The organism is Rhizobium sp. F40D2, assembly GCF_051810745.2.
In the GTDB taxonomy this organism is placed as follows: domain Bacteria; phylum Pseudomonadota; class Alphaproteobacteria; order Rhizobiales; family Rhizobiaceae; genus Rhizobium.
Window position 1 is genome coordinate 1,189,523 of the sequence record NZ_CM131436.1, and the last position, 20,192, is coordinate 1,209,714.

Genomic DNA, 20,192 nt, shown 5'->3' on the forward strand with positions numbered 1-20,192 from the left:
CTTGAACGGACAAGAATTGGTTTCTTCTTCACCGCGCCACCCCCGCACGCCGAGCGACTCCAATCACTTCGTCCTGACGTTCGAGAACAACCGCTTCGCCAGCGAGCTCTTCGGTCAATTCGACCAGAACCTCAAGCTGCTCGAGGAACGGCTCAACATCGATGCGCGGGCCCGCGGCAATTCGGTCGTCATCACAGGCGATGTCGTGACCACCAACCAGGCGCGGCGCACGCTCGACTATCTCTATGAAAAACTTCAGAAAGGCGGCAGCGTGGAACGATCCGACGTCGAGGGCGCAATCCGCATGTCGGTCGCCGCCGACGATCAGCTCAGCCTTCCCACCATGGAGCGCAAGGCCAAGCTGACGATGGCGCAGGTTTCCACCCGCAAGAAGACGATCATTGCCCGCACGCCGACGCAGGACGCTTATATCCGGGCGCTGGAACGGGCCGAGCTTGTCTTCGGCGTCGGCCCGGCCGGCACCGGCAAGACCTATCTCGCCGTCGCCCATGCCGCCCAGCTCCTGGAGCGCGGCGCGGTCGAAAAGATCATCCTGTCGCGCCCGGCCGTCGAAGCAGGCGAGCGCCTCGGCTTCCTGCCTGGCGACATGAAGGAAAAGGTCGATCCCTATCTTCGCCCGCTCTATGATGCGCTCTACGACATGATCCCCGCCGACAAGGTCGACCGGGCGATCACCGCCGGCGTCATCGAAATCGCGCCGCTCGCCTTCATGCGCGGCCGCACGCTTGCCAATGCCGCCATCATCCTCGACGAAGCGCAGAACACGACATCGATGCAGATGAAGATGTTCCTGACGCGTCTCGGCGAGAATGCGCGGATGATCATCACCGGCGACCCGAGCCAGATCGACCTGCCGCGCGGCGTCAAATCCGGCCTCGTCGAGGCGCTGCAGCTTCTGAACGGCGTCGAGGGCATCTCGATCGTGCGTTTCAAGGATACCGACGTCGTCCGCCATCCGCTGGTCGGGCGCATCGTCAGGGCCTATGATTCCACCTATGCCGCCGAAGCCGAAGCAGTCAGCCGGCAGGACTGATGGCAGAACTCGATATCCAGATCAGCGTCGACGACATCGGCTGGCCCGGCGAGGAGACGCTTCTGTCCTTTGCGAACGCGTGCTCGGCGCAGCCGTGGTCTATCTCCGCGACAGCGAGAAGCAGCCCTTCCCGACCATGCCGCCCGAGGTTTCGCTTGTCTTCACCGACGACGCCTCGATCCAAGACATCAACGCCGAATGGCGCGGCAAGGACAAGGCCACCAACGTGCTCTCCTTTCCGGCCTTTCCGGTTCGGCCCGGCAAAATGCCGGGTCCGATGCTTGGCGACATCATCATCGCCCGGGAGACGGTAGAGCGGGAAACCATCGAGCTCGAAAAGAGTTTCGACGACCACCTGACCCATCTTCTGGTGCACGGTTTCTTGCATCTTCTCGGCTACGACCATATGAATAGTGCCGAAGCCGAAATTATGGAGGGGCTGGAGACTCGCATTTTGGCGCAGCTCGGCCTATCTGATCCCTACGAGGGTCAAGACCTTAAAATGGAACCATGAGCGACTTTACGACGAAGCCGGCGGCAGACGCCAAGGACTCCGAGCCATCCTCCTCTTCGGACGAGGCGGGCAGTAGTAGTCGGCCATCGGGCCGATCTCAATCCTTCTGGTCGCGCGCCGCGCGCATCCTTCGCCCGCAGCAGGGCTCGCGGCTGCGCGAGGATCTTGCCGACGCGCTGATGACCGATGCGGCCGGCGACGACGCCTTTTCGCCCGACGAACGGGCAATGCTGCACAATATCCTGCGCTTTCGCGAGGTGCGTGTCGCCGACGTGATGGTGCCGCGCGCCGATATTGAGGCGGTCGACCAGAACATCACCCTCGGCGAGCTGATGATCCTGTTCGAGGAATCCGGCCGCTCGCGCATGCCGGTCTATGCCGATACGCTCGACGATCCGCGCGGCATGGTGCATATCCGCGATCTGCTCTCCTATGTCGCCAAGCAGGCGCGCAACAAACGCCGCGGCCCGACGAAACCGGCCGTTGCCCTGCCGGCGCTGCCGGCGATCGATGTTGCGCCCGAAAATATCCAGAAGACCACGCGGCCGGCCAAGCCGAATTTGGATCTCGCCCGCGTCGACTTGCAGAAGACGCTGACTGAAGCCGGCATCATCCGCAAGATCCTGTTCGTGCCGCCGTCGATGCTGGCCTCCGACCTGTTGCGCCGCATGCAGGTGAACCGCACGCAGATGGCGCTGGTCATCGACGAATATGGCGGCACCGACGGGCTCGCCTCGCATGAGGACATCGTCGAAATGGTGGTCGGCGACATCGACGACGAACATGACGACGAAGAGGTGATGTTCAAGCGGGTTGCCGAAGACGTCTTCATCGCCGACGCCCGCGTCGAACTGGAAGAGATCGCCGCAGCGATCGGGCCGGATTTCGACATCAGCGAGCAGGTCGACGAGGTCGATACGCTGGGCGGCCTGATCTTCTCCGCGCTCGGCCGCATCCCGGTCCGCGGCGAGGTCGTGCAGGCGCTGCCGGGCTTCGAATTCCACATTCTCGACGCCGATCCGCGCCGCATCAAGCGGCTGCGCATCACCCGCAAGCGCCATGCGATCCGCCGCCGCGCCAAGGTGGATGGCGACATCCCACCCGGCTCCGACGCCGGCGACGAGCGGCCGGCGGAATCGACCGCCAACTGACACGACAAAGAGCGGCTTTTTTGAAAGACTGCGAATGGGTTGATTCGCGGTTTGATGGGAGTGCGCATGGAGCGGCTTGCGGACAGGGTTATCCTCGTCTGGGGTTTCAAACGGTCGCTGCTGGCCATCGCCGCTGGAGCATTCGCCGTGCTGGCGCTGCCGCCCTTTGGCTTCTTCGCAGCAATGTTCGTCTCCTTCACGCTGCTCGTCTGGCTGATCGACGGGGCGGCGGCTTCGCCTGACAGCGGCCTGATTGGCAGGTTGTGGCCGGCGTTTGCCACCGGCTGGCTGTTCGGCTTCGGCTATTTCGTCGCCGGTCTCTGGTGGCTCGGCCATGCGCTGCTGGTCGATCAGGAGGAATTCGCCTGGGCGCTGCCGCTCGCCATTCTCGGGCTGCCGGCCTGTCTGGCGATTTTTTACGGGCTGGCGGCCGCGCTTGCCCGCATCTTCTGGTCCGACGGCATGGGACGGATCGCCGCACTGGCGGCCGGCTTTGGGCTGATGGAATGGCTGCGAAGCGTGATCTTGACAGGCTTCCCCTGGAACGCCATCGGCTACGGCATGATGCCGGTTCCACTGATGATGCAGTCGGCGCATGTGATCGGGGCAATGGGCGTGACCGCCCTTGCCGTCTTCGTCTTCTCCGCCCCGGCTCTTGTCGGCACCCGGCAAGGCGCGCGGGCGGGTATCGCGATCGCCGTCCTGCTGTTTGCCGCCCATCTCGGCTACGGCGCTTATGCCCTCTATGTCGCGCCGCGGGCCGAAGCCTTGCCTGAAGATAAGCGTCCGGTGGTGCGGCTGGTGCAGCCTGATATCGACCAGGCGGCGAAGATGGACAACGACGCCGACCGCAATGCGATCTTCGAGACGCATCTGAAGCTGTCGGCCGAAACACCGAAAAATGGCGGACGCAAGCCCGATATCATCGTCTGGCCGGAAACCTCCATCCCCTTCATCCTGACCGACAACCAGGATGCGCTGACGCGGATCGCCGATACGCTCGACGACAACCAGATCCTGATCGCCGGGGCCGTGCGCGCCGAGGAGATGGGACCCGGCACGCCGACGCGCTACTATAATTCTATCTACGTGATCGACGGCCGCGGTCAAATCATCGCCGCCTCCGACAAGGTGCATCTGGTGCCGTTCGGCGAATACCTGCCCTTCGAGGACATGCTCACCGAATTCGGCATCCAGAACGTCGTCGAAATGCCGGGAGGGTTTTCGGCGGCGGCAAGCCGGCATCTGCTGGCGCTGCCCGGCGGGCTCAATCTCTATCCGCTGATTTGCTACGAGATCATTTTCCCAGATGAAATGACCGGCGACATCGAAGACGCCAATGCGATCCTCAATATCACCAATGATGCCTGGTTCGGTGCGACGCCCGGCCCCTATCAGCACTTCCAGCAGGCCCGGGTGCGGGCCGTCGAAACCGGACTGCCGCTGATTCGCGACGCCAACAGTGGTATTTCAGCAATTGTGAATGCACAGGGGGAGATTATTGCCGGCCTCGATCTCGAACAAACCGGCTTTATTGATGCAACCGTTGATAGGTTCGGCGCAGAAGCGGGGACGACATTGCCCCGGCAAACATACTTCTGGTTGATCGAGGCGCTGCTCATTTTGATTGCGCTGGTTTCTCGCAGAGGTTTTATTTCCGGGTTGAATTGACCAAAAACCCCTAAAATTGCATAGTGATGACAATCGGCGTTCCGGACGTATGTTCAAAGGTGGGTTCTCACCGCTTGCAACGTGGCGTTTGGGATGGATCAGGGGCATGCCGGTTAAACAGGTTGAAATTCTTAGCTAGGGCACGACCATGATTGAAAACAAAAAGAAGCCGAATCCGATCGACATCCACGTTGGTAGCCGTATTCGTCTTCGCCGAACAATGCTGGGCATGAGCCAGGAAAAACTCGGCGAAAGCCTCGGCATCACATTCCAGCAGATCCAGAAATACGAAAAAGGTACCAACCGCGTCGGCGCAAGCCGTCTGCAGAATATCTCGAACATCCTCAATGTTCCGGTTTCCTTTTTCTTCGAGGACGCACCCGGCGAACATGCAGGCGCCGGCGGCGGCATGGCCGAAGCCTCCAGCTCGAATTACGTCGTCGATTTCCTCTCCTCTTCCGAAGGCCTGCAGCTCAACCGCGCCTTCGTCAAGATTTCCGATCCGAAGGTTCGTCGCAAGGTCGTGGAGCTGGTGAAGGCTCTGGCAGCCGAGGCCGACTCCGACTGAGCCACACCAATCGTAGAATCCCAAAGGCGGTCGAAAGGCCGCCTTTTTTGCGTTTTTGGGGCAAAATTTGTCACTTTGCCGCAGATATAAAGATATATTTATGTCCTTCTGCGCTTGTCATGAGGCCTCGAACTGAGTACCTACTAGCTAGCTTTTGTTCTTTGAGGGGAATCCCGGAATGCGCGCGAATTATCTCTTTACCAGCGAATCTGTTGCCGAAGGTCATCCGGACAAGGTCTGCGACCGCATCTCCGACGAGATCGTCGATCTGGTCTACCGCGAAGCGGCCAAAACAGGCGTCAATCCGTGGGGCGTGCGCATTGCCTGCGAAACGCTGGCGACCACCAACCGCGTCGTCATCGCCGGCGAAGTCCGCCTGCCGCCGAGCCTGATGAAGAAGGACAAGGACGGCAAGGACGTCATCAATCCTTCGAAGTTCAAGGCCGCCGCCCGCCGCGCCATCAAGGATATCGGTTACGAGCAGGACGGCTTCCACTGGAAGAAGGCCAAGATCGACGTGCTCCTGCACTCGCAGTCGGCCGACATCGCGCAGGGCGTCGACAGCGCCGCCGACCAGCAGGGCGACGAGGGCGCCGGCGACCAGGGCATCATGTTCGGTTACGCCTGCCGCGAGACGCCGGACCTGATGCCAGCTCCGATCTATTATTCCCACAAGATCCTGCAGCTGCTCGCAACTGCCCGCAAGAAGGGTGACGGCGAAGTCGCCAAGCTCGGCCCCGATGCCAAGAGCCAGGTGACCGTGCGCTACGTCGACGGCAAGCCGTCCGAAGCAACGTCGATCGTGCTTTCGACCCAGCATCTCGACGAAAGCTGGGATTCGAAGAAGGTCCGCGCCGTCGTCGAGCCCTATATCCGCGAAGCGCTCGGCGAACTGAAGATCGCTGACGATTGCAAGTGGTACATCAACCCGACCGGCAAGTTCGTCATCGGCGGACCGGACGGCGATGCGGGCCTCACCGGCCGCAAGATCATCGTCGACACCTACGGCGGTGCCGCTCCGCATGGCGGCGGCGCATTCTCCGGCAAGGACACGACGAAGGTCGACCGCTCGGCTGCTTATGCCGCCCGTTATCTGGCGAAAAACGTCGTTGCCGCCGGCCTTGCCGACCGCTGCACGATCCAGATTTCCTACGCGATCGGCGTCGCCCAGCCGCTATCGATCTATGTCGACCTGCACGGCACCGGCAAGTTCAGCGAAGATCAGGTCGAAGCGGCGATCCGCAAGAATATGGACCTGTCTCCGTCGGGCATCCGCCGCCATCTCGACCTCAACAAGCCAATCTATGCGAAGACCTCCGCTTACGGCCATTTCGGCCGCAAGGCCGGCCGCGACGGCTCGTTCTCCTGGGAGCGCACGGACCTCGTCAAGGCGCTCAAGGAAAGCGTAAAGGCCTGAGATAAAGCATGACGGATATGGAACGCCGCGGCCGGGCGACTGAAGCCTTCTTCGGTCGCCGCAAGGGCAAGGCCCTGCGCGAACACCAGGCCGAGACGCTGAACAGCCTGTTGCCGGCATTCCTGATCGATCTGTCAGCGGCTCCACCGGAGCCGCTGACATCCCTCTTCCCGGCTCCGGTCGAAAAATTGCGGCTGGAAATCGGTTTCGGCGGCGGAGAACACCTGATCCACCGCGCCCTGGAGAGACCTTCGACCGGCTTTATCGGCGTCGAGCCCTTCGTCAATTCCATGCAGAAGCTGCTGTCGCGCATCGGTGAGACCGGGGCGCGCAATATCCGCGTCTATAATGACGACGCGACGCAGCTGCTCGACTGGCTTCCGGATGCTTCGCTCGATCAGATCGACCTGCTCTATCCCGACCCCTGGCCAAAGCGAAAGCACTGGAAACGCCGCTTCGTCTCGAAGACCAATCTCGACCGCTTTCACCGCGTGCTGAAGCCGGGCGCCCTGTTCTGCTTCGCCTCCGACATCGACACCTATGTGAACTGGACGTTGCTAAAATGCCGCGACCATGGCGGTTTCGACTGGATGGCCGACAATGCGGCGGACTGGTTGACGCCTTATGAGGGCTGGCCGAGCACACGTTACGAGGCCAAGGCCCGGCGCGAGGGCCGGTCTTCGGCCTATCTGACATTCAGGAAGATCTGAGGTTCAGGGCAAAGCTACCGCCCTTTCCCACGTCATCGACTACGGAAAACGTCGGAAGGTAGCCAGCGCCTATGTCGCGAACACAGGCAAGTCGGCTAAAACGACCGCGCACCGCGAGAGCAGCGAAATACGACAGGCATTATTGGACGGTCAGTGCAGGCTGACCGTCTTCAGTTCGTCCTCGGCAGCCTTGAAGAAGGTGCTGGAGCGGTTGTCCGTCAAGAGGATCGGCGTGCCGTCGGCGCCGAAAAGTGCCCAGAGATCGACGTTCGGATCGATATCCGGCGCTTCGGGAAAGCACTTGGCAACCTCTTCGGTGCGCATCTTTCTGATATAGGCGACCTCGCCGCTGCCGATGTGGGCAAGCTCGGATTTGGTCAAGTGAGACGTGGCTTCTTTCATCAACATTCCTGTTCCTCCGGAAGAAGGGACCAACGGTTCGACAAACCGTTGTGCTACTGTGAGACCGAAATGTTAATTTTCTTGACCATACGCGCGGGCTCGGGGCGAATTAGATCGACGGAGAGCAGACCGTTCTTCAGGCCGGCGCCGAGCACCTGCATGCCGTCGGCCAGAACGAAAGTGCGCTGGAACTGGCGGGCGGCAATCCCGCGATAGAGATAGTCCCGTTCGCCCTGCTCCACTTGACGGCCGCGAATCAGAAGCTGGTTCTCCTCAATGGAAACATCGAGTTCTTCCTCGCCGAAACCGGCGACAGCCAGCGTGATGCGCAGACGCTCCGGCGCGCCGCTGTCGGCGCCGATGCGTTCGATATTGTAAGGCGGATATCCGTCGCTCGCCTTGGAAATGCGCTCCAGCGTCTTTTCCATGGCATCGAAGCCCAGAAGGAGCGGGCTGGCGAAAGGGGTAATGCGGCTCATCTCTTTTCAAGTCCTTGATGCAAGCGACCATCCCGGACCTTTAGGGCAGCATCCGGATGCCGCTAATATGGGGACCGCATCCCGGTGCTGCAAGACGCGGGCGACGTCTCGGCACCGCCCCTCAATTTTAAGGTGGTGGCGGCTCCTTGCTTGACAAAGCGCCGGCTGCCTCGCATCAAAACGGGCCGGCGCAGAATGTGCCGATTTGTGTCGAGAAATGAAGGAAACGGTGCATCGGATGGCAAGCGCAAGAAAGATCATCATCGACACGGATCCCGGCCAGGACGACGCGGCCGCCATCATGCTGGCCTTTGGCAGTCCCGACGAACTGGAGCTGCTGGGGATCACCACGGTCGCCGGCAACGTGCCGCTTTCGCTGACCAGCCGCAATGCGCGCATCGTCTGCGAACTCTGCGGCCGGACGGAGACGAAGGTCTTTGCCGGCGCCGACGCGCCGATCGCCCGCAGGCTGGTGACCGCCGAACATGTGCACGGCAAGACCGGCCTCGACGGCCCTGAACTCAGCGAGCCGACGATGGCGCTGCAGACGGCGCATTCCGTCGACTTCATCATCGAGACGCTGCGGCGTGAGGATGAAGGCACGGTGACGCTCTGCACGCTCGGGCCGCTGACCAATATCGGCATGGCCTTGCAGAAGGCGCCCGACATCGCCCCGCGCATCCGCGAATTGGTGATGATGGGCGGCGGCTTTTTCGAGGGCGGCAACATCACGCCGGCAGCCGAATTCAATATTTACGTCGATCCCGAGGCCGCCGATATCGTCTTCCGCTCAGGTGTTCCGATCGTTATGATGCCGCTTGACGTGACGCACCAGTTGCTGACCCGCAAGGACAGGGTGAGGCGCATGGCCGAGATCGGCACGGCGCCGGCAAAGGCGATGGTCGAGATGCTGGAATTCTTCGAACGCTTCGATATCGAGAAATACGGCTCCGATGGCGGGCCGCTGCATGACCCGACCGTGATCGCCTACCTGCTGAAGCCGGAGCTTTTCAAAGGCCGGGACTGCAATGTCGAGATCGAGATTCAGTCCGAACTCACCGTCGGTATGACGGTCGTGGACTGGTGGCATGTCACCGAGCGCAAGCGCAATGCAATAGTCATGCGCCAGGTCGATGCGGACGGCTTCTTCGATCTTTTGATCGAACGCTTCGCCCGCATCTGATTTCGGCATCCTTCTCCAAAGGGAGAAGGTTTCAGGCGTCCTTCTCGTCGAAGACCGAATTGGTTTCGGCTTCGGCCGCCTTCGGGCCGCCCTTGGCGACGCCGACCATGGCCGGGCGCAGCACGCGCTCGCCGATGGAAAAGCCTGCCTGTACGACCTGGACGACCGTGTTGTTCGGCACATCCGGGTTCGGCACCTCGAACATCGCCTGATGGAAATTCGGGTCGAACTTCTGGCCGACCGGCTCCAGCTTGCGAACGCCGTGGCGTTCGAGCGTCGACAGCATGGCGCGCTCTGTCATCTCCACGCCCTCGATCAGCGTAGTCAGGCCGGCATCGGCGCCATCCCTGACCTCTGCAGGGATGGCATCCAGCGCCCGGCGCAGATTGTCCGAGACGGCGAGCATATCACGCGCAAAACCGGCGACGGAATAGGACTTGGCGTCCTTGACCTCACGCTCGGTGCGGCGGCGCAGATTGTCCATCTCGGCGGCAAGGCGCAGATAGCGGTCGCGCAGTTCGCCGTTTTCGGCTTTCAGAAGCTCGAGCGGGTCCGGCTGGGGGGCCTCTTCCTGCGCAATATTGTTCTCGACGTAGGCGGCGGCGTCGGCTGCGGCATCGGCCGCAGTTGCGTCAGGTCCGTTTTTCGTCGTGTCATCGGTCATGACGGTCTCCGGTTGGTGTCTTCAGATGCGCCCGATATCGAGGTTTGACCGAAAAAAATCAAGTCTGCGTGACAAAGAAGCGAAAATTCCGCGGTCTTCTTCAAGGTGGCGTCAAAGCGGATTGCGCGAAAGCCGGGAGACGAGCTGGGCGGTGTAGTCCACCATCGGCACGATACGGGAATAATTGAGCCGCGTCGGGCCGATGACGCCAACGGCGCCGACGATGCGATCGTCGTCGTCACGATAGGGCGCGACGATGAGCGACGAGCCGGACAGCGAGAAGAGCTTGTTTTCCGAGCCGATAAAGATGCGCACGCCCGAGCCGGTTTCGGCGAGATTGAGGATCTCGATCAGGCTGTCCTTCTTTTCGAGATCGTCGAACAGCAGCCGCAGCCGGTCGAGATCCTCGGCGCCGGCGAGACCTTCGAGCAGGTTGGCGCGGCCGCGGATGATCAGTTGCGCCGGCTTGCCCTCGTCCGGGCTGCCGGCCCAGACGGCAATGCCGCGTTCGACGAGATCACGCGACAGGGCATCGAGTTCGTGGCGGACGTTATCCTTCAGCTGACTTAATTGTTTGCGCAGCTCCGGCAGGGTCTGGCCGGACATGTGGGCATTGAGAAAATTCGCCGCCTCGGCCAGCTGCGAGGAGGTGACGCCCGCCGGCAGCTCGATGATGCGGTTTTCCACCTGGTCGTGATCGCCGACGAGCACGGCTAGCGCCTTTGTCGGCTCCAGCCGGATGAACTCGACATGTTTGAGCACCGGATCGCTTTTCGAGGTGATGACCAGGCCGGCGCCGCGCGAAATGCCCGACAGCATGCGGCTCGCCTCGTTCATCATCGATTCCACTGGATTGCCGCCGCTTTCGGCCCGCACCTGGCGGTCGATGCTGGCGCGGTCCTCAGCGGAGAGATCGCCGACCTGCATGAAGGCATCGACGAAGAAACGCAGGCCGATCTGGGTCGGCAGCCGGCCGGCGCTGATATGCGGCGAATAGATGAGGCCGAGATCTTCGAGATCGCTCATGACGTTGCGCACCGAGGCCGGCGACAGCGACATCGGCAGCAGGCGGGACAGATTGCGCGAACCGAGCGGCTCGCCGCTCTCCAGATAGCCTTCGACGATGCGGCGAAAAATTTCCCTGGAGCGCTCGTCCAGCGCAGCAACGGCATCCGAAACCGATGTCGACCTGATGCCCATGAAACTCTCGAACCCACGCTGATGATATTTCGCGAAAAGTAAGTCAAACTCGCAGCCGTGGCAAAAGGGAATTTGCAAATAGGCGCCGCCAATCGTAGAAGCGGTCAACAAACCCCAGGAGATAAGAATGCGGCCTTCAGGCAGAAAAATCGACCAGATGCGCAAGGTCTCGTTCGAGCGCAATTTTTCCAAGCATGCGGAAGGCTCCTGCCTGGTGAAATTCGGCGATACGCATGTGCTCTGCACGGCCAGCCTCGAAGAAAAGACGCCGCCATGGCTGCGCAATAGCGGCAAGGGCTGGGTCACGGCAGAATACGGCATGCTTCCCCGGGCGACCGGCGAGCGCATGAAACGCGAGGCCGCAGCCGGCAAGCAGGGCGGCCGCACCCAGGAAATCCAGCGGCTGATCGGCCGGTCGCTGCGCGCCGTCGTCGATCTGCAGGCGCTCGGCGAGCGGCAGATCACCCTTGATTGCGACGTCATCCAGGCCGATGGCGGCACGCGGACGGCCTCGATCACCGGCGGCTGGATCGCCCTTTACGACTGCCTGAAATGGATGGAAAGCCGCAACATGATCAAGGTCGACCGAGTCCTCAAGGATCATGTCGCCGCCATCTCCTGCGGCGTTTTCGCCAGCCAGCCGGTGATCGACCTCGATTACCTTGAGGATTCCTCGGCCGAGACCGACGCCAACTTCGTGATGACGGGCGCCGGCGGGATCGTCGAAATCCAGGGCACGGCCGAAGGCGCGCCGTTTTCCGAAGAGGAATTCACCTCGCTGATGGGCCTTGCCAAGAGCGGAATCGGCGAACTTGTCGCCCTGCAGAAACAGGCGATTGCGGGATGAACCCCATGCTGGAAGGCATGTTGGAAACGGCGCTCTATGCGCGGGATCTCGATGAGGCCGAGGCGTTCTACGAGAGTGTTCTCGGACTTGAAAAGATCGCCCGCGCCGCCAACCGGCATGTCTTCTTCCGCTGCGGGCCGGGTGTGCTCCTGATCTTCAATCCCGAGGAAACGATCAAGCCACCGGCACCTGACGCCCTGCAGGTGCCGCCACACGGCACGACCGGAGGGGGCCATGCATGCTTTCGGGTCTCCGGCCGCAATATCGATGCGATGGCCGAAAGGTTGAAGGCGGCGGCTGTGGCGATCGAATCCGAAGTGCATTGGCCGAACGGCGGCCGCTCGATCTATTTCCGCGATCCTGCCGGCAACAGCCTGGAATGCGCGGAGGCTAAAATCTGGGGCATCGAACAGGATATCTGAATGCGAAAGCTTGAAACGAAGACCATCGTCGTTGCCAGCCACAATGCCGGCAAGATCCGTGAGATCCAGGAATTGATCGGGCCGCTCGGTTTCACCGCCAAGTCGGCCGCCGAACTGAATTTCGTCGAACCCGACGAAACCGGCACAAGCTTCGAAGAGAATGCGACGATCAAGGCGGTCGCCTCGGCCAAAACAGCCGGCATGCCTGCGCTCTCGGACGATTCCGGGCTGGTGGTCGACGCGCTCGACGGCGATCCCGGCGTCTACACCGCCAATTGGGCGGAGACACCGAACGGCACGCGCGATTTCGACATGGCGATGGCGAAAGTGGAAAAGGCGCTGCAGGATGCGGGCGCAACGACGCCCGAACAGCGCACCGCACGTTTCGTCAGCGTGCTCTGCCTCGCCTGGCCGGACGGGCATACCGAACTCTTCCGCGGCGAAGTGGAGGGCAGCGTCGTCTGGCCGCCGCGCGGCGGCCAAGGCTTCGGCTACGATCCGGTCTTCCAGCCGGAAGGGTACGGCGTCACCTTCGGCGAGATGAGCGGCGAGGAAAAACACGGCTGGAGCGTCGGCAAGCCGCAGGCGCTGTCGCACCGGGCCCGCGCCTTCAAACTCTTTGTCGAAACCTGCCTGGAGGCATAAGGTCACCACGTGGACAATTTCGACACGCCAGGCCCCTCGCGCGACGCGGCGCTGCTGCCCGATACCGGCGAGCCCGGCTTCGGCGTCTATGTGCATTGGCCCTTCTGCGCGGCGAAGTGTCCCTATTGCGATTTCAACAGCCATGTGCGCCATCAGCCGGTGGATCAGGAACGCTTTGCATCAGCCTTCCTGAAGGAGATGGCGGCGGTCCGGGCATTGAGTGGGCCGAAGACGGTGACGAGCATCTTCCTCGGCGGCGGCACGCCCTCGCTGATGAAGCCGGAAACGGTCTCCGCCATTCTCGACGGCATTGCCCGGCACTGGCATGTGCCTGCCGGCATCGAAATCACCATGGAGGCCAATCCGTCCAGCGTCGAGGCCGATCGCTTCCGCGGCTACCGGGCGGCCGGCGTCAACCGCGTCTCGCTCGGCGTGCAGGCGCTTGATGATCGGGACCTGAAATTCCTCGGCCGGCTGCATGATGTCGCCGACGCACTGAAGGCGATCCGGCTGGCGCGCGACATTTTTCCGCGCATGTCTTTCGACCTCATCTATGCCCGGCCGGATCAGACGGTCGAGCAATGGGAAAGGGAGCTGAAGCAAGCGATCTCCTATGCGGTCGATCATCTTTCGCTCTATCAACTCACCATCGAGGAAGGCACGCCCTTCTACGGCCTGCACAAGGCAGGCAAGCTGATCGTGCCGGATGGCGAGCAATCGGCCGTGCTCTACGAGGCGACGCAGGAGATCACCGCGCGCGAGGGCATGCCCGCCTATGAGGTTTCCAACCATGCCCGGCCGGGCGCCGAAAGCCGGCATAACCTGACCTATTGGCGCTACGGCGATTATGCCGGCATCGGCCCTGGCGCGCATGGCCGGCTGACACGCGGCCCGGAGAAGATCGCGACGGCGACCGAGCGCAAGCCGGAAGCCTGGCTCGACATGGTCGAACGCGACGGCCACGGCATTCTCGACGAGGAGCGGCTCGGCTATGAGGAACAGTCCGACGAATTGCTGCTGATGGGGCTGCGGCTCCGGGAAGGCGTCGATCTTGCCCGCTGGCAGCAGCTTTCCGGCCGCGACCTCGACCCGAAACGCGAAGAGTTTCTGCTCGAACACAAATTCATCGAGCGGATCGGCAATTCACGCCTGCGCTGTACACCCTCAGGCATGCTGATCCTCGATTCCGTCGTCGCCGATCTCGCCTGCTGAGGTCCATAGGACCTTTCGAGTGCGGCGGCATGGACATCGCCGCCGCACCGGTAGGCATTTTTCAGCCGTGGCTACTGCATAATTCCTTAGATCGAAATCGATTAAGGATAAAATTATGCAGTAATTCAAAGTGCTACAGCGTCCTTTGCGCGTCTGAAGAGACGCGCGGCGCTGTAGTGGCGCCCGCCTTGAACAGGCTGCCGGTCGGCGTCTTTAAAAACATCTCCAGCGGAATATGCTCCTGATGCAGGAAGCCGGTGGCCGGCAGCAGGCCGTCGCGGACCATCTCGATGACGGCGACGACAGAGGCCGACGTCGTCCAGGCGATTGCCGTGCGGCGCGCGCCGGCAATCTCGATCGGGTAATAAGCGCGCACGAACTCCTTGCGGCGCAGACTGCCGTTCTCCGTGCCCTCGGCGGCGACATGGACATAGACGACATCGTCTTCAACCGGCGGCTTGGCATCGGTCAGGATCTCGCCGGCGAGCTTGCGCTTGTCGCGCATCAGAAGCTCGTGGAAGAAGAAGTTCATCAGCTCCATATGGCCGGGATAACGCATGGTCTTGTAGTCGAGATTGTCGATCTTGCCGAGCATGGTGTCGCACATGGTGCCGAGACCGCCCGAGGTCGTGAAGGCTTCGAGCTTGACGCCGCCGACATAGACGGTCTCGTGCCATTCCATCGGCGAGACCAGCTTGCGCACGCCGCCCTCGATGACCTCGCAATCGTTCAGATATTCGTTGACGACGCCTTCGGGCGACCAGTTGAAGGCGTAACCCAGCAGTCCCGTGGGATGCTGCGGCAGGGCGCCGACGCGCATGCGGATCGAACGGCAGCGATCGAAGCCATCGGCAAGGCTGGCGCCGACGATGCCGACGAAACCGGGGGCCAGGCCGCATTGCGGCGCCATCAGGCCGCGGGCGGTCTTCGACAATTCGATGATGAAATTGGTCGTGGGAACGTCTTCGGTCAGGTCGAAATAATGAATGCCGGCGAGATGGGCGGCGCGCGCCAATTCGATATTCAGATGATAAGGCAGGCAGGAGAGCACCGCCTCGACATTCGACAACAGTTCGCCGACCACCTGCGGATCGGAGATATCGCCGGCGCGGCATTTGAAGGGAACGTCGCTCAGCGGCAGTTGCGCATCGACGCCGATGACCTCGAAACCGCCTTCATGCAACAGCGTCGCCGCCAGCCGTCCGACCTTGCCCAGGCCGAGAACGGCGATCTTTTTAAAACTCATTTATGATCCTCCCATGCGCCCTCTCGGCGCTTCAGTCTTTGTCCGGCGCACGCCGCTCCAAATCGGGCATGCACGGGATGGCCGGAGGTATAGAATAAAAAGCTCATAAAGCAAAACGGCCGGAATCGCTTCCAGCCGTCAAAGTTTTCCGAAAATCGGGTCGTTATTCGTTGATCAGCCGCTTCAGAAGCTCGACCTCATGCGACAGCTTGGTGTCGCCGGAAATCAGCTCTTCGATCTTGCGCACAGCGTGCAGCACGGTCGTGTGATCACGCCCGCCGAAACGGCGGCCGATCTCGGGGAAAGAGCGCGGCGTCAGCGTCTTCGACAGATACATGGCGATCTGGCGCGGCTTGACGATGACCCGGGTGCGGCGGTTCGAGACCAGTTCCTGGCGCGAGACGTTGTAGTGCCTTGCGACGATGCGCTGGATATCCTCGATGCGGACGCGGCGGGGTTCGCCGGAGCCGACGAGATGGGCGAGCAGTTCGTCGACGCGCTCGATCGACAGGTTCGGCTCGAAGGAGCGGCGGAAGACCAGCTGGTTGAAGGCGCCTTCCAGCTCGCGGCCGCTGGCCGTGACGTTGCGGGCGACGTGCTGGAGCAGTTCGGCCGGAATTTCGAGCGACGGATCTTCGAGCCGGGCCGCCGCAAGGCGACGCCTGAGGATCTCGAGGCGCATCTCATAATCCGGCGCGTCGAATTCGATCGCGACACCGCCCTGCAGGCGCGAGCGCACACGCGGGTCGAGCGATTCCAGCTCCCAGGGGGCGCGGTCGGCGGCGACGACGACCTGCTTGGCGCTGTCGAGCAGCATGTTGAGGAGATGGCAGAACTCATGCTGGATCATCTTGCCCTGCAGGAACTGCATGTCGTCGATGATCAACAGATCGATGTTGCGCAGCGAATCCTTCAGCGTCAGCGCATCATTGTCGCGGATTGCGGTGGCGAAGCGCCACATGAAATATTCGGCCGTCAGATAGACGACGCGCAGTGCCCGCGGGTTCTGCACCGCCGCATTGGCGATCGCCTGCAGCAGGTGGGTCTTGCCGAGGCCGACCGTCGAATGGATGAACAGCGGATTGAAGCGCACGGCGCCGGAACCGGCTTCGGCGATGGTCTTGGCGGCCGCAAGTGCGACGCGGTTGGAGCTGCCTTCGACGAAGGTGTCGAAGGTGAAGCGGCTGTCGAGTGGCGAACCGAAGAGCGGCGAACCAAAGCTTGCGGGCCTTGCCGCGGCGACGGAGGAAACCGCCTGCTGGACGGCCTGGCCGGCCGGCTGGGCGCTTGCGGGGCGGCGCGCCTGGGGGGCAACCACCGGCTCGGGCTGGACCGCCTCATCGAGCGCCTTCGTGCCGCTGCGCGTCGCAGTGCGCACCAGAACTTCGATCTTCAGAATTTCCGGATCCTCGGCCTGGAACAGACCAGTGATGAGATCGAGATAACGATTGTTGATCCAGGACTTCAGGAAGGTGGTGGGAACCGACAGGCGAACCACGCTCTTCGATACCGAATGCAGCTTCAGCCGGGCGAACCAGCTGGCATAGACGTCAGGACCGACCTGGGCCTTCAAGCGCGCGCTGACGCGCTCAAACAGGATGCTGTGCTTCATTTCCGCCTTTGCTTCTCCCCTTCGAGGCGAATGGAGCCAAACGCCTGCGGTGCCACATCCCCATTGTCGGGCCCGCCCGCCGTCATCGTATTCATCTGCATAATGCCGCCTTTCAATTCCACCGGGCGGCTTCCGCTAAAATAGCCGCCCGATTATTCCCCGCTTTGGCGAGCTGACGGCATCCTCATGAAGCCGCTTGCCTGCCGGTTCACTCAAACATGGCGCAGAACACCGTTGCAGGAACCGCGTTCATGCGGCAACCTTCACCGGCTTTCCGTGCCAGGCTGGCGGTCGATCCTCGTTTTCGACCGATCAGCCCGTACGCAATATCACTTTAACCTTCTCCGGCGACCTCGCCTTAAACGTGTGGCCACTGAAGGCACAAAACATCCCTGCTCCGTAACAGCCACGTTACAGCCCAAATCCGTCGAGTGCTTGAAAAAACGGAAGCGCAAGGCTCCGTAACAAATGGCACAAACTTATCGCCCTGCCGACGTGGCAGTTAAGACCGAGCCTCTGCAGGTGATGTCCGCGCCCTCTGTTGGAAGCCATTTAGGCAGGATCAAAAGGCAATATCAACGATGAATTTTACGCAAAATTAAGAAGCGGGCATTGACTCCGCCTGCCCTTTTCGGGCGTCACACCACCGTCAAAAAAGAATCGCTTTTGAATCAAGGAGATTCCCCCGTTCGGGCTATTTTGACACGCATGGAAAGAAAAAAAATAAAATCTTCTTGACTCCCCCCTGGTCCCGGAAGGTTGGGTCAGAGTCGCGCGGCGTGAAAGCATCCTTGCGCAAGTCTTTGTTTTTAAACAACTTTTCCTGTCATGGCACTGACACGAAACAGTCGCAGGATTAACCATAGAGAGGCTGATCGGCGGAATCGAAAAAGCCCGGTAAAATTACCGGGCTAATCATAACGAGGAAGTCCTTAACGGAAGATTACGCGGTCGCGGTGACCGAAAGAGCCTTCACACGAGCGGCCAGGCGCGAGACCTTGCGCGATGCCGTGTTGGCATGCAGCACGCCCTTGCTGGCGGCGCGGGCAAGCTCGGGCTGAGCCGCCAGGAAAGCTTCCTTCGCCTTGGCGGCGTCACCGGATGCGATGGCCTCTTCGACCTGGCGAACGAAAGTACGAACGCGCGAGCGACGAGCCTTATTGACGTCGGTACGGCGGGCGATCTTGCGGGTCGCTTTTTTCGCCGAAGTTGTATTGGCCATGGATGCCTCTCTCAAGAATTCGAACAAACTCCGCCATTACCGCGGGCCCTGCGGCCACAAAATCCAGCAATGCGGGAGCAATCGCGGAAAACCAAACCGGCTTTCCGAACCGTGGGCGGGCATATAACTCTAAAGCCGGCCCACGTCAACGCGGATTTTCAAGCTTTGCGGCCGGAACCGCCTAAAAGCGTTCAACGGTGCTTAAAAGCCGGTTTGCGCTTCTCGACGAAGGCCGCCATGCCTTCCTTCTGGTCGTCGGTGGCAAAGAGACTGTGAAACAGCCGGCGTTCGAAGCGGAGCCCCTCCTCCAGCGTCGTCTCGAAGGCGCGGTTGACCGCCTCCTTGGCCATCATCACCGAAGGCTGAGAAAGCGAGGCGATCTTTTCCGCCGCCGCCAACGCCTCGTCGAGCAGACGCTCGGGCGCCACCACACGCGAAACGAGTCCCGAGCGTTCGGCTTCCGCCGCATCCATCATGCGGCCAGTCAGGATGAGATCCATCGCCTTCGCCTTGCCGACGGCGCGCGTCAGCCGCTGCGAGCCGCCCATTCCGGGGATGACGCCAAGGGTGATCTCCGGCTGGCCGAACTTCGCCGTCTCCGAAGCGATGATGAAATCGCACATCATCGCAAGCTCGCAGCCGCCGCCGAGCGCAAAGCCGCTGACGGCGGCAATCACCGGCTTGCGGGCCTTGGCGACCTCCTCCCAGCCGCTGATGAAATCACTCTTATAGATATCGGCGAACTGGAGCGGCTGCATCTCCTTGATATCGGCGCCGGCGGCAAAGGCGCGCTCGGAACCGGTGAGCACGATAGCGCCGACCGCCTCGTCGGCATGGAAGGCGGCATAGGCCTCCTTCAATTCCTCCAGCACGGTGGAATTCAGCGCGTTCAGCGCCTGCGGTCGGTTCAGCGTGACGAGGCCGACATTGCCTCGGGTTTCGACGATCAGGGTCTCATAAGCCATGCTGTTCTCCCGTTCTTACTTCTGGCAGGTGGCGCAATAGAAGGTGGAGCGGCCCGCCTGGACGATGCGGGCGACCGTACCGCCGCAGCCGGGCGTGCGGCAAGCCTGACCTTCGCGATCATAGACGGAGAAGGAATGCTGGAAATAGCCGAGCGATCCGTCGGCCTGGATATGGTCGCGCAGCGACGATCCGCCGGCGGCGATCGCATCGACAATGACATCGCGGATCGAGGCGACGAGCAGATCAAGCTGATGCTTCGGCCGGCCGCCTGCCGTCACAAGCGCGCCGGCGGCGCGGATCGGCGAAAGATGCGCGCGCCACAGCGCCTCGCAGACATATATATTGCCGAGACCGGCGATGTTCTTCTGGTCGAGCAGCGCACTCTTCAACGGCTGCGCCTTGTCGCGGAAGCGCTCGGCGAGATAGACGGCGCCGAGCTCGTTTCCCGTCGGCTCAGGGCCGAGATCGCGGAAGAAGGGATGGGCGGCAAGACCGGCGCGCGCCACCATATCCATGAAACCGAAACGGCGCGGATCATTATAGACGACGCGGCGCGGACCGGCTGGACTTTCGAGATGAAAGACGACGTGATCGTGCTTCTCGTCCTTCGAGCGGGCATGGTGGAATTCGCCAGGCGTGGCCGCTGCAGCGCCTTCCTCGATGCGCCCCTCCTCGATGCGAAAAGAGCCGGACATGCCGAGATGGGAAATCAATGTGTTGCCGTCGTCGAGATCGACCAGCAGATATTTGGCGCGGCGGCCAAGGCTGACGATGGTGCGGCCGGAAACCCTGTCGGCAAAAGCGTCGGGAAAGGGAAAGCGCAGATCGCCGCGGCGCAGCTCAAGCTTGGCGACACAAGCCCCCTCCATCGCCGGCGCCAGGCCGCGTTTCACCGTTTCGACTTCTGGCAATTCCGGCATCTTAACCCATCTGTATCTAACGTGTTTCAACCGAGGACGATGTGCGCTATAGCGCCAGTGGTCCGCGGAGAGCGCGGCCCAGTGATA

Annotated in this window: 19 protein-coding genes and 2 pseudogenes; 12 read left to right on the plus strand and 9 right to left on the minus strand. The window is 61.7% G+C overall.

Features of this window, described 5'->3' with window-relative positions; translation table 11 throughout:
- The first annotated feature begins 1 nt into the window (after position 1).
- The 7 genes and pseudogenes from ACS4RS_RS05745 (at position 2) to ACS4RS_RS05775 (ending at position 7,085) form a co-directional block, all read left to right on the plus strand.
- Positions 2-1,054 carry a PhoH family protein gene (locus ACS4RS_RS05745; RefSeq protein WP_439008350.1) on the plus strand — a complete coding sequence of 351 codons (1,053 nt, stop codon included), beginning with the start codon at positions 2-4 and terminating at the stop codon, positions 1,052-1,054.
- A pseudogene (gene ybeY / locus ACS4RS_RS05750) lies at positions 1,054-1,568 on the plus strand (rRNA maturation RNase YbeY). The gene ACS4RS_RS05745 and the pseudogene ybeY overlap by 1 nt, the downstream one beginning before the upstream one ends.
- Complete coding sequence (locus ACS4RS_RS05755; protein ID WP_439008348.1) at positions 1,565-2,719, plus strand: transporter associated domain-containing protein; 1,155 nt, start codon at positions 1,565-1,567, stop codon at positions 2,717-2,719. Before ybeY ends, ACS4RS_RS05755 begins: the two are co-directional and overlap by 4 nt.
- A 66-nt stretch (positions 2,720-2,785) precedes the next feature.
- A complete protein-coding gene (gene lnt, locus ACS4RS_RS05760) occupies positions 2,786-4,390 on the plus strand; it encodes an apolipoprotein N-acyltransferase (RefSeq protein ID WP_449313911.1) in 1,605 nt (534 codons plus the stop codon).
- Between the two features lie 148 nt (positions 4,391-4,538).
- Positions 4,539-4,958, plus strand: coding sequence for a helix-turn-helix domain-containing protein (locus ACS4RS_RS05765; RefSeq protein WP_003589003.1), 420 nt, complete (start codon positions 4,539-4,541; stop codon positions 4,956-4,958).
- Positions 4,959-5,136: 178 nt separating this feature from the next.
- Positions 5,137-6,375, plus strand: a complete 1,239-nt coding sequence (metK, locus tag ACS4RS_RS05770; protein ID WP_183694135.1) for a methionine adenosyltransferase — start codon at positions 5,137-5,139, stop codon at positions 6,373-6,375.
- 8 nt (positions 6,376-6,383) lie between these two features.
- Positions 6,384-7,085: a tRNA (guanine(46)-N(7))-methyltransferase TrmB gene (locus tag ACS4RS_RS05775; RefSeq protein ID WP_439008347.1), complete on the plus strand. Its 702-nt coding sequence runs from the start codon at positions 6,384-6,386 to the stop codon at positions 7,083-7,085.
- Between the two features lie 150 nt (positions 7,086-7,235).
- Here the strand turns inward: ACS4RS_RS05775 and ACS4RS_RS05780 are convergent, their stop codons facing one another.
- The gene (locus ACS4RS_RS05780; RefSeq protein WP_003570822.1) at positions 7,236-7,493 is read right to left on the minus strand and encodes a BQ00720 family protein; all 258 of its coding nucleotides are present in this window, start codon (positions 7,491-7,493) and stop codon (positions 7,236-7,238) included.
- Between the two features lie 47 nt (positions 7,494-7,540).
- Positions 7,541-7,966 carry an Hsp20 family protein gene (locus ACS4RS_RS05785; RefSeq protein WP_003570823.1) on the minus strand — a complete coding sequence of 142 codons (426 nt, stop codon included), beginning with the start codon at positions 7,964-7,966 and terminating at the stop codon, positions 7,541-7,543.
- A 238-nt stretch (positions 7,967-8,204) separates the two neighbouring features.
- Here ACS4RS_RS05785 and ACS4RS_RS05790 point away from each other — a divergent pair, with 238 nt between their 5' ends.
- Entirely contained in the window at positions 8,205-9,149 is a 945-nt protein-coding gene (locus ACS4RS_RS05790) for a nucleoside hydrolase (protein WP_439008346.1), read from the plus strand.
- Between the two features lie 31 nt (positions 9,150-9,180).
- On the opposite strand, the gene grpE is transcribed toward ACS4RS_RS05790, so the two are convergent.
- Complete coding sequence (gene grpE, locus ACS4RS_RS05795) at positions 9,181-9,813, minus strand: nucleotide exchange factor GrpE (RefSeq protein ID WP_439008345.1); 633 nt, start codon at positions 9,811-9,813, stop codon at positions 9,181-9,183.
- 111 nt (positions 9,814-9,924) lie between these two features.
- Positions 9,925-11,013 (minus strand): heat-inducible transcriptional repressor HrcA, encoded by a 1,089-nt coding sequence (gene hrcA / locus ACS4RS_RS05800; RefSeq protein WP_003570826.1) that lies wholly within the window; start codon positions 11,011-11,013, stop codon positions 9,925-9,927.
- Positions 11,014-11,140: 127 nt separating this feature from the next.
- On the opposite strand from hrcA, the gene rph reads away from it, so the two are divergent.
- From rph to hemW, 4 genes are read left to right on the plus strand one after another with little or no spacing between them, the layout of a single operon-like run.
- Positions 11,141-11,860 carry a ribonuclease PH gene (rph, locus tag ACS4RS_RS05805; RefSeq protein ID WP_439011743.1) on the plus strand — a complete coding sequence of 240 codons (720 nt, stop codon included), beginning with the start codon at positions 11,141-11,143 and terminating at the stop codon, positions 11,858-11,860.
- Positions 11,857-12,282: a VOC family protein gene (locus ACS4RS_RS05810; protein WP_439008343.1), complete on the plus strand. Its 426-nt coding sequence runs from the start codon at positions 11,857-11,859 to the stop codon at positions 12,280-12,282. The genes rph and ACS4RS_RS05810 overlap by 4 nt, the downstream gene beginning before the upstream one ends.
- Positions 12,283-12,927 (plus strand): RdgB/HAM1 family non-canonical purine NTP pyrophosphatase, encoded by a 645-nt coding sequence (gene rdgB, locus ACS4RS_RS05815; RefSeq protein ID WP_439008342.1) that lies wholly within the window; start codon positions 12,283-12,285, stop codon positions 12,925-12,927. It abuts the gene before it with no gap.
- Between the two features lie 9 nt (positions 12,928-12,936).
- Positions 12,937-14,139 (plus strand): radical SAM family heme chaperone HemW, encoded by a 1,203-nt coding sequence (hemW, locus tag ACS4RS_RS05820; RefSeq protein WP_003589019.1) that lies wholly within the window; start codon positions 12,937-12,939, stop codon positions 14,137-14,139.
- A 133-nt stretch (positions 14,140-14,272) separates the two neighbouring features.
- Here the strand turns inward: hemW and ACS4RS_RS05825 are convergent, their stop codons facing one another.
- The 5 genes and pseudogenes from ACS4RS_RS05825 to mutM form a co-directional block, all read right to left on the minus strand.
- Positions 14,273-15,385, minus strand: a complete 1,113-nt coding sequence (locus ACS4RS_RS05825) for a saccharopine dehydrogenase C-terminal domain-containing protein (RefSeq protein WP_439008341.1) — start codon at positions 15,383-15,385, stop codon at positions 14,273-14,275.
- Positions 15,386-15,548: 163 nt separating this feature from the next.
- Positions 15,549-17,098, minus strand: a pseudogene (dnaA, locus tag ACS4RS_RS05830) (chromosomal replication initiator protein DnaA).
- Positions 17,099-17,940: 842 nt separating this feature from the next.
- Positions 17,941-18,219: a 30S ribosomal protein S20 gene (gene rpsT, locus ACS4RS_RS05835; protein WP_003570835.1), complete on the minus strand. Its 279-nt coding sequence runs from the start codon at positions 18,217-18,219 to the stop codon at positions 17,941-17,943.
- A gap of 191 nt (positions 18,220-18,410) precedes the next feature.
- Positions 18,411-19,184, minus strand: coding sequence for an enoyl-CoA hydratase (locus ACS4RS_RS05840; RefSeq protein WP_439008340.1), 774 nt, complete (start codon positions 19,182-19,184; stop codon positions 18,411-18,413).
- 15 nt (positions 19,185-19,199) lie between these two features.
- Positions 19,200-20,105, minus strand: coding sequence for a bifunctional DNA-formamidopyrimidine glycosylase/DNA-(apurinic or apyrimidinic site) lyase (gene mutM, locus ACS4RS_RS05845; RefSeq protein WP_439008339.1), 906 nt, complete (start codon positions 20,103-20,105; stop codon positions 19,200-19,202).
- Between the last annotated feature and the right edge of the window lie 87 nt (positions 20,106-20,192).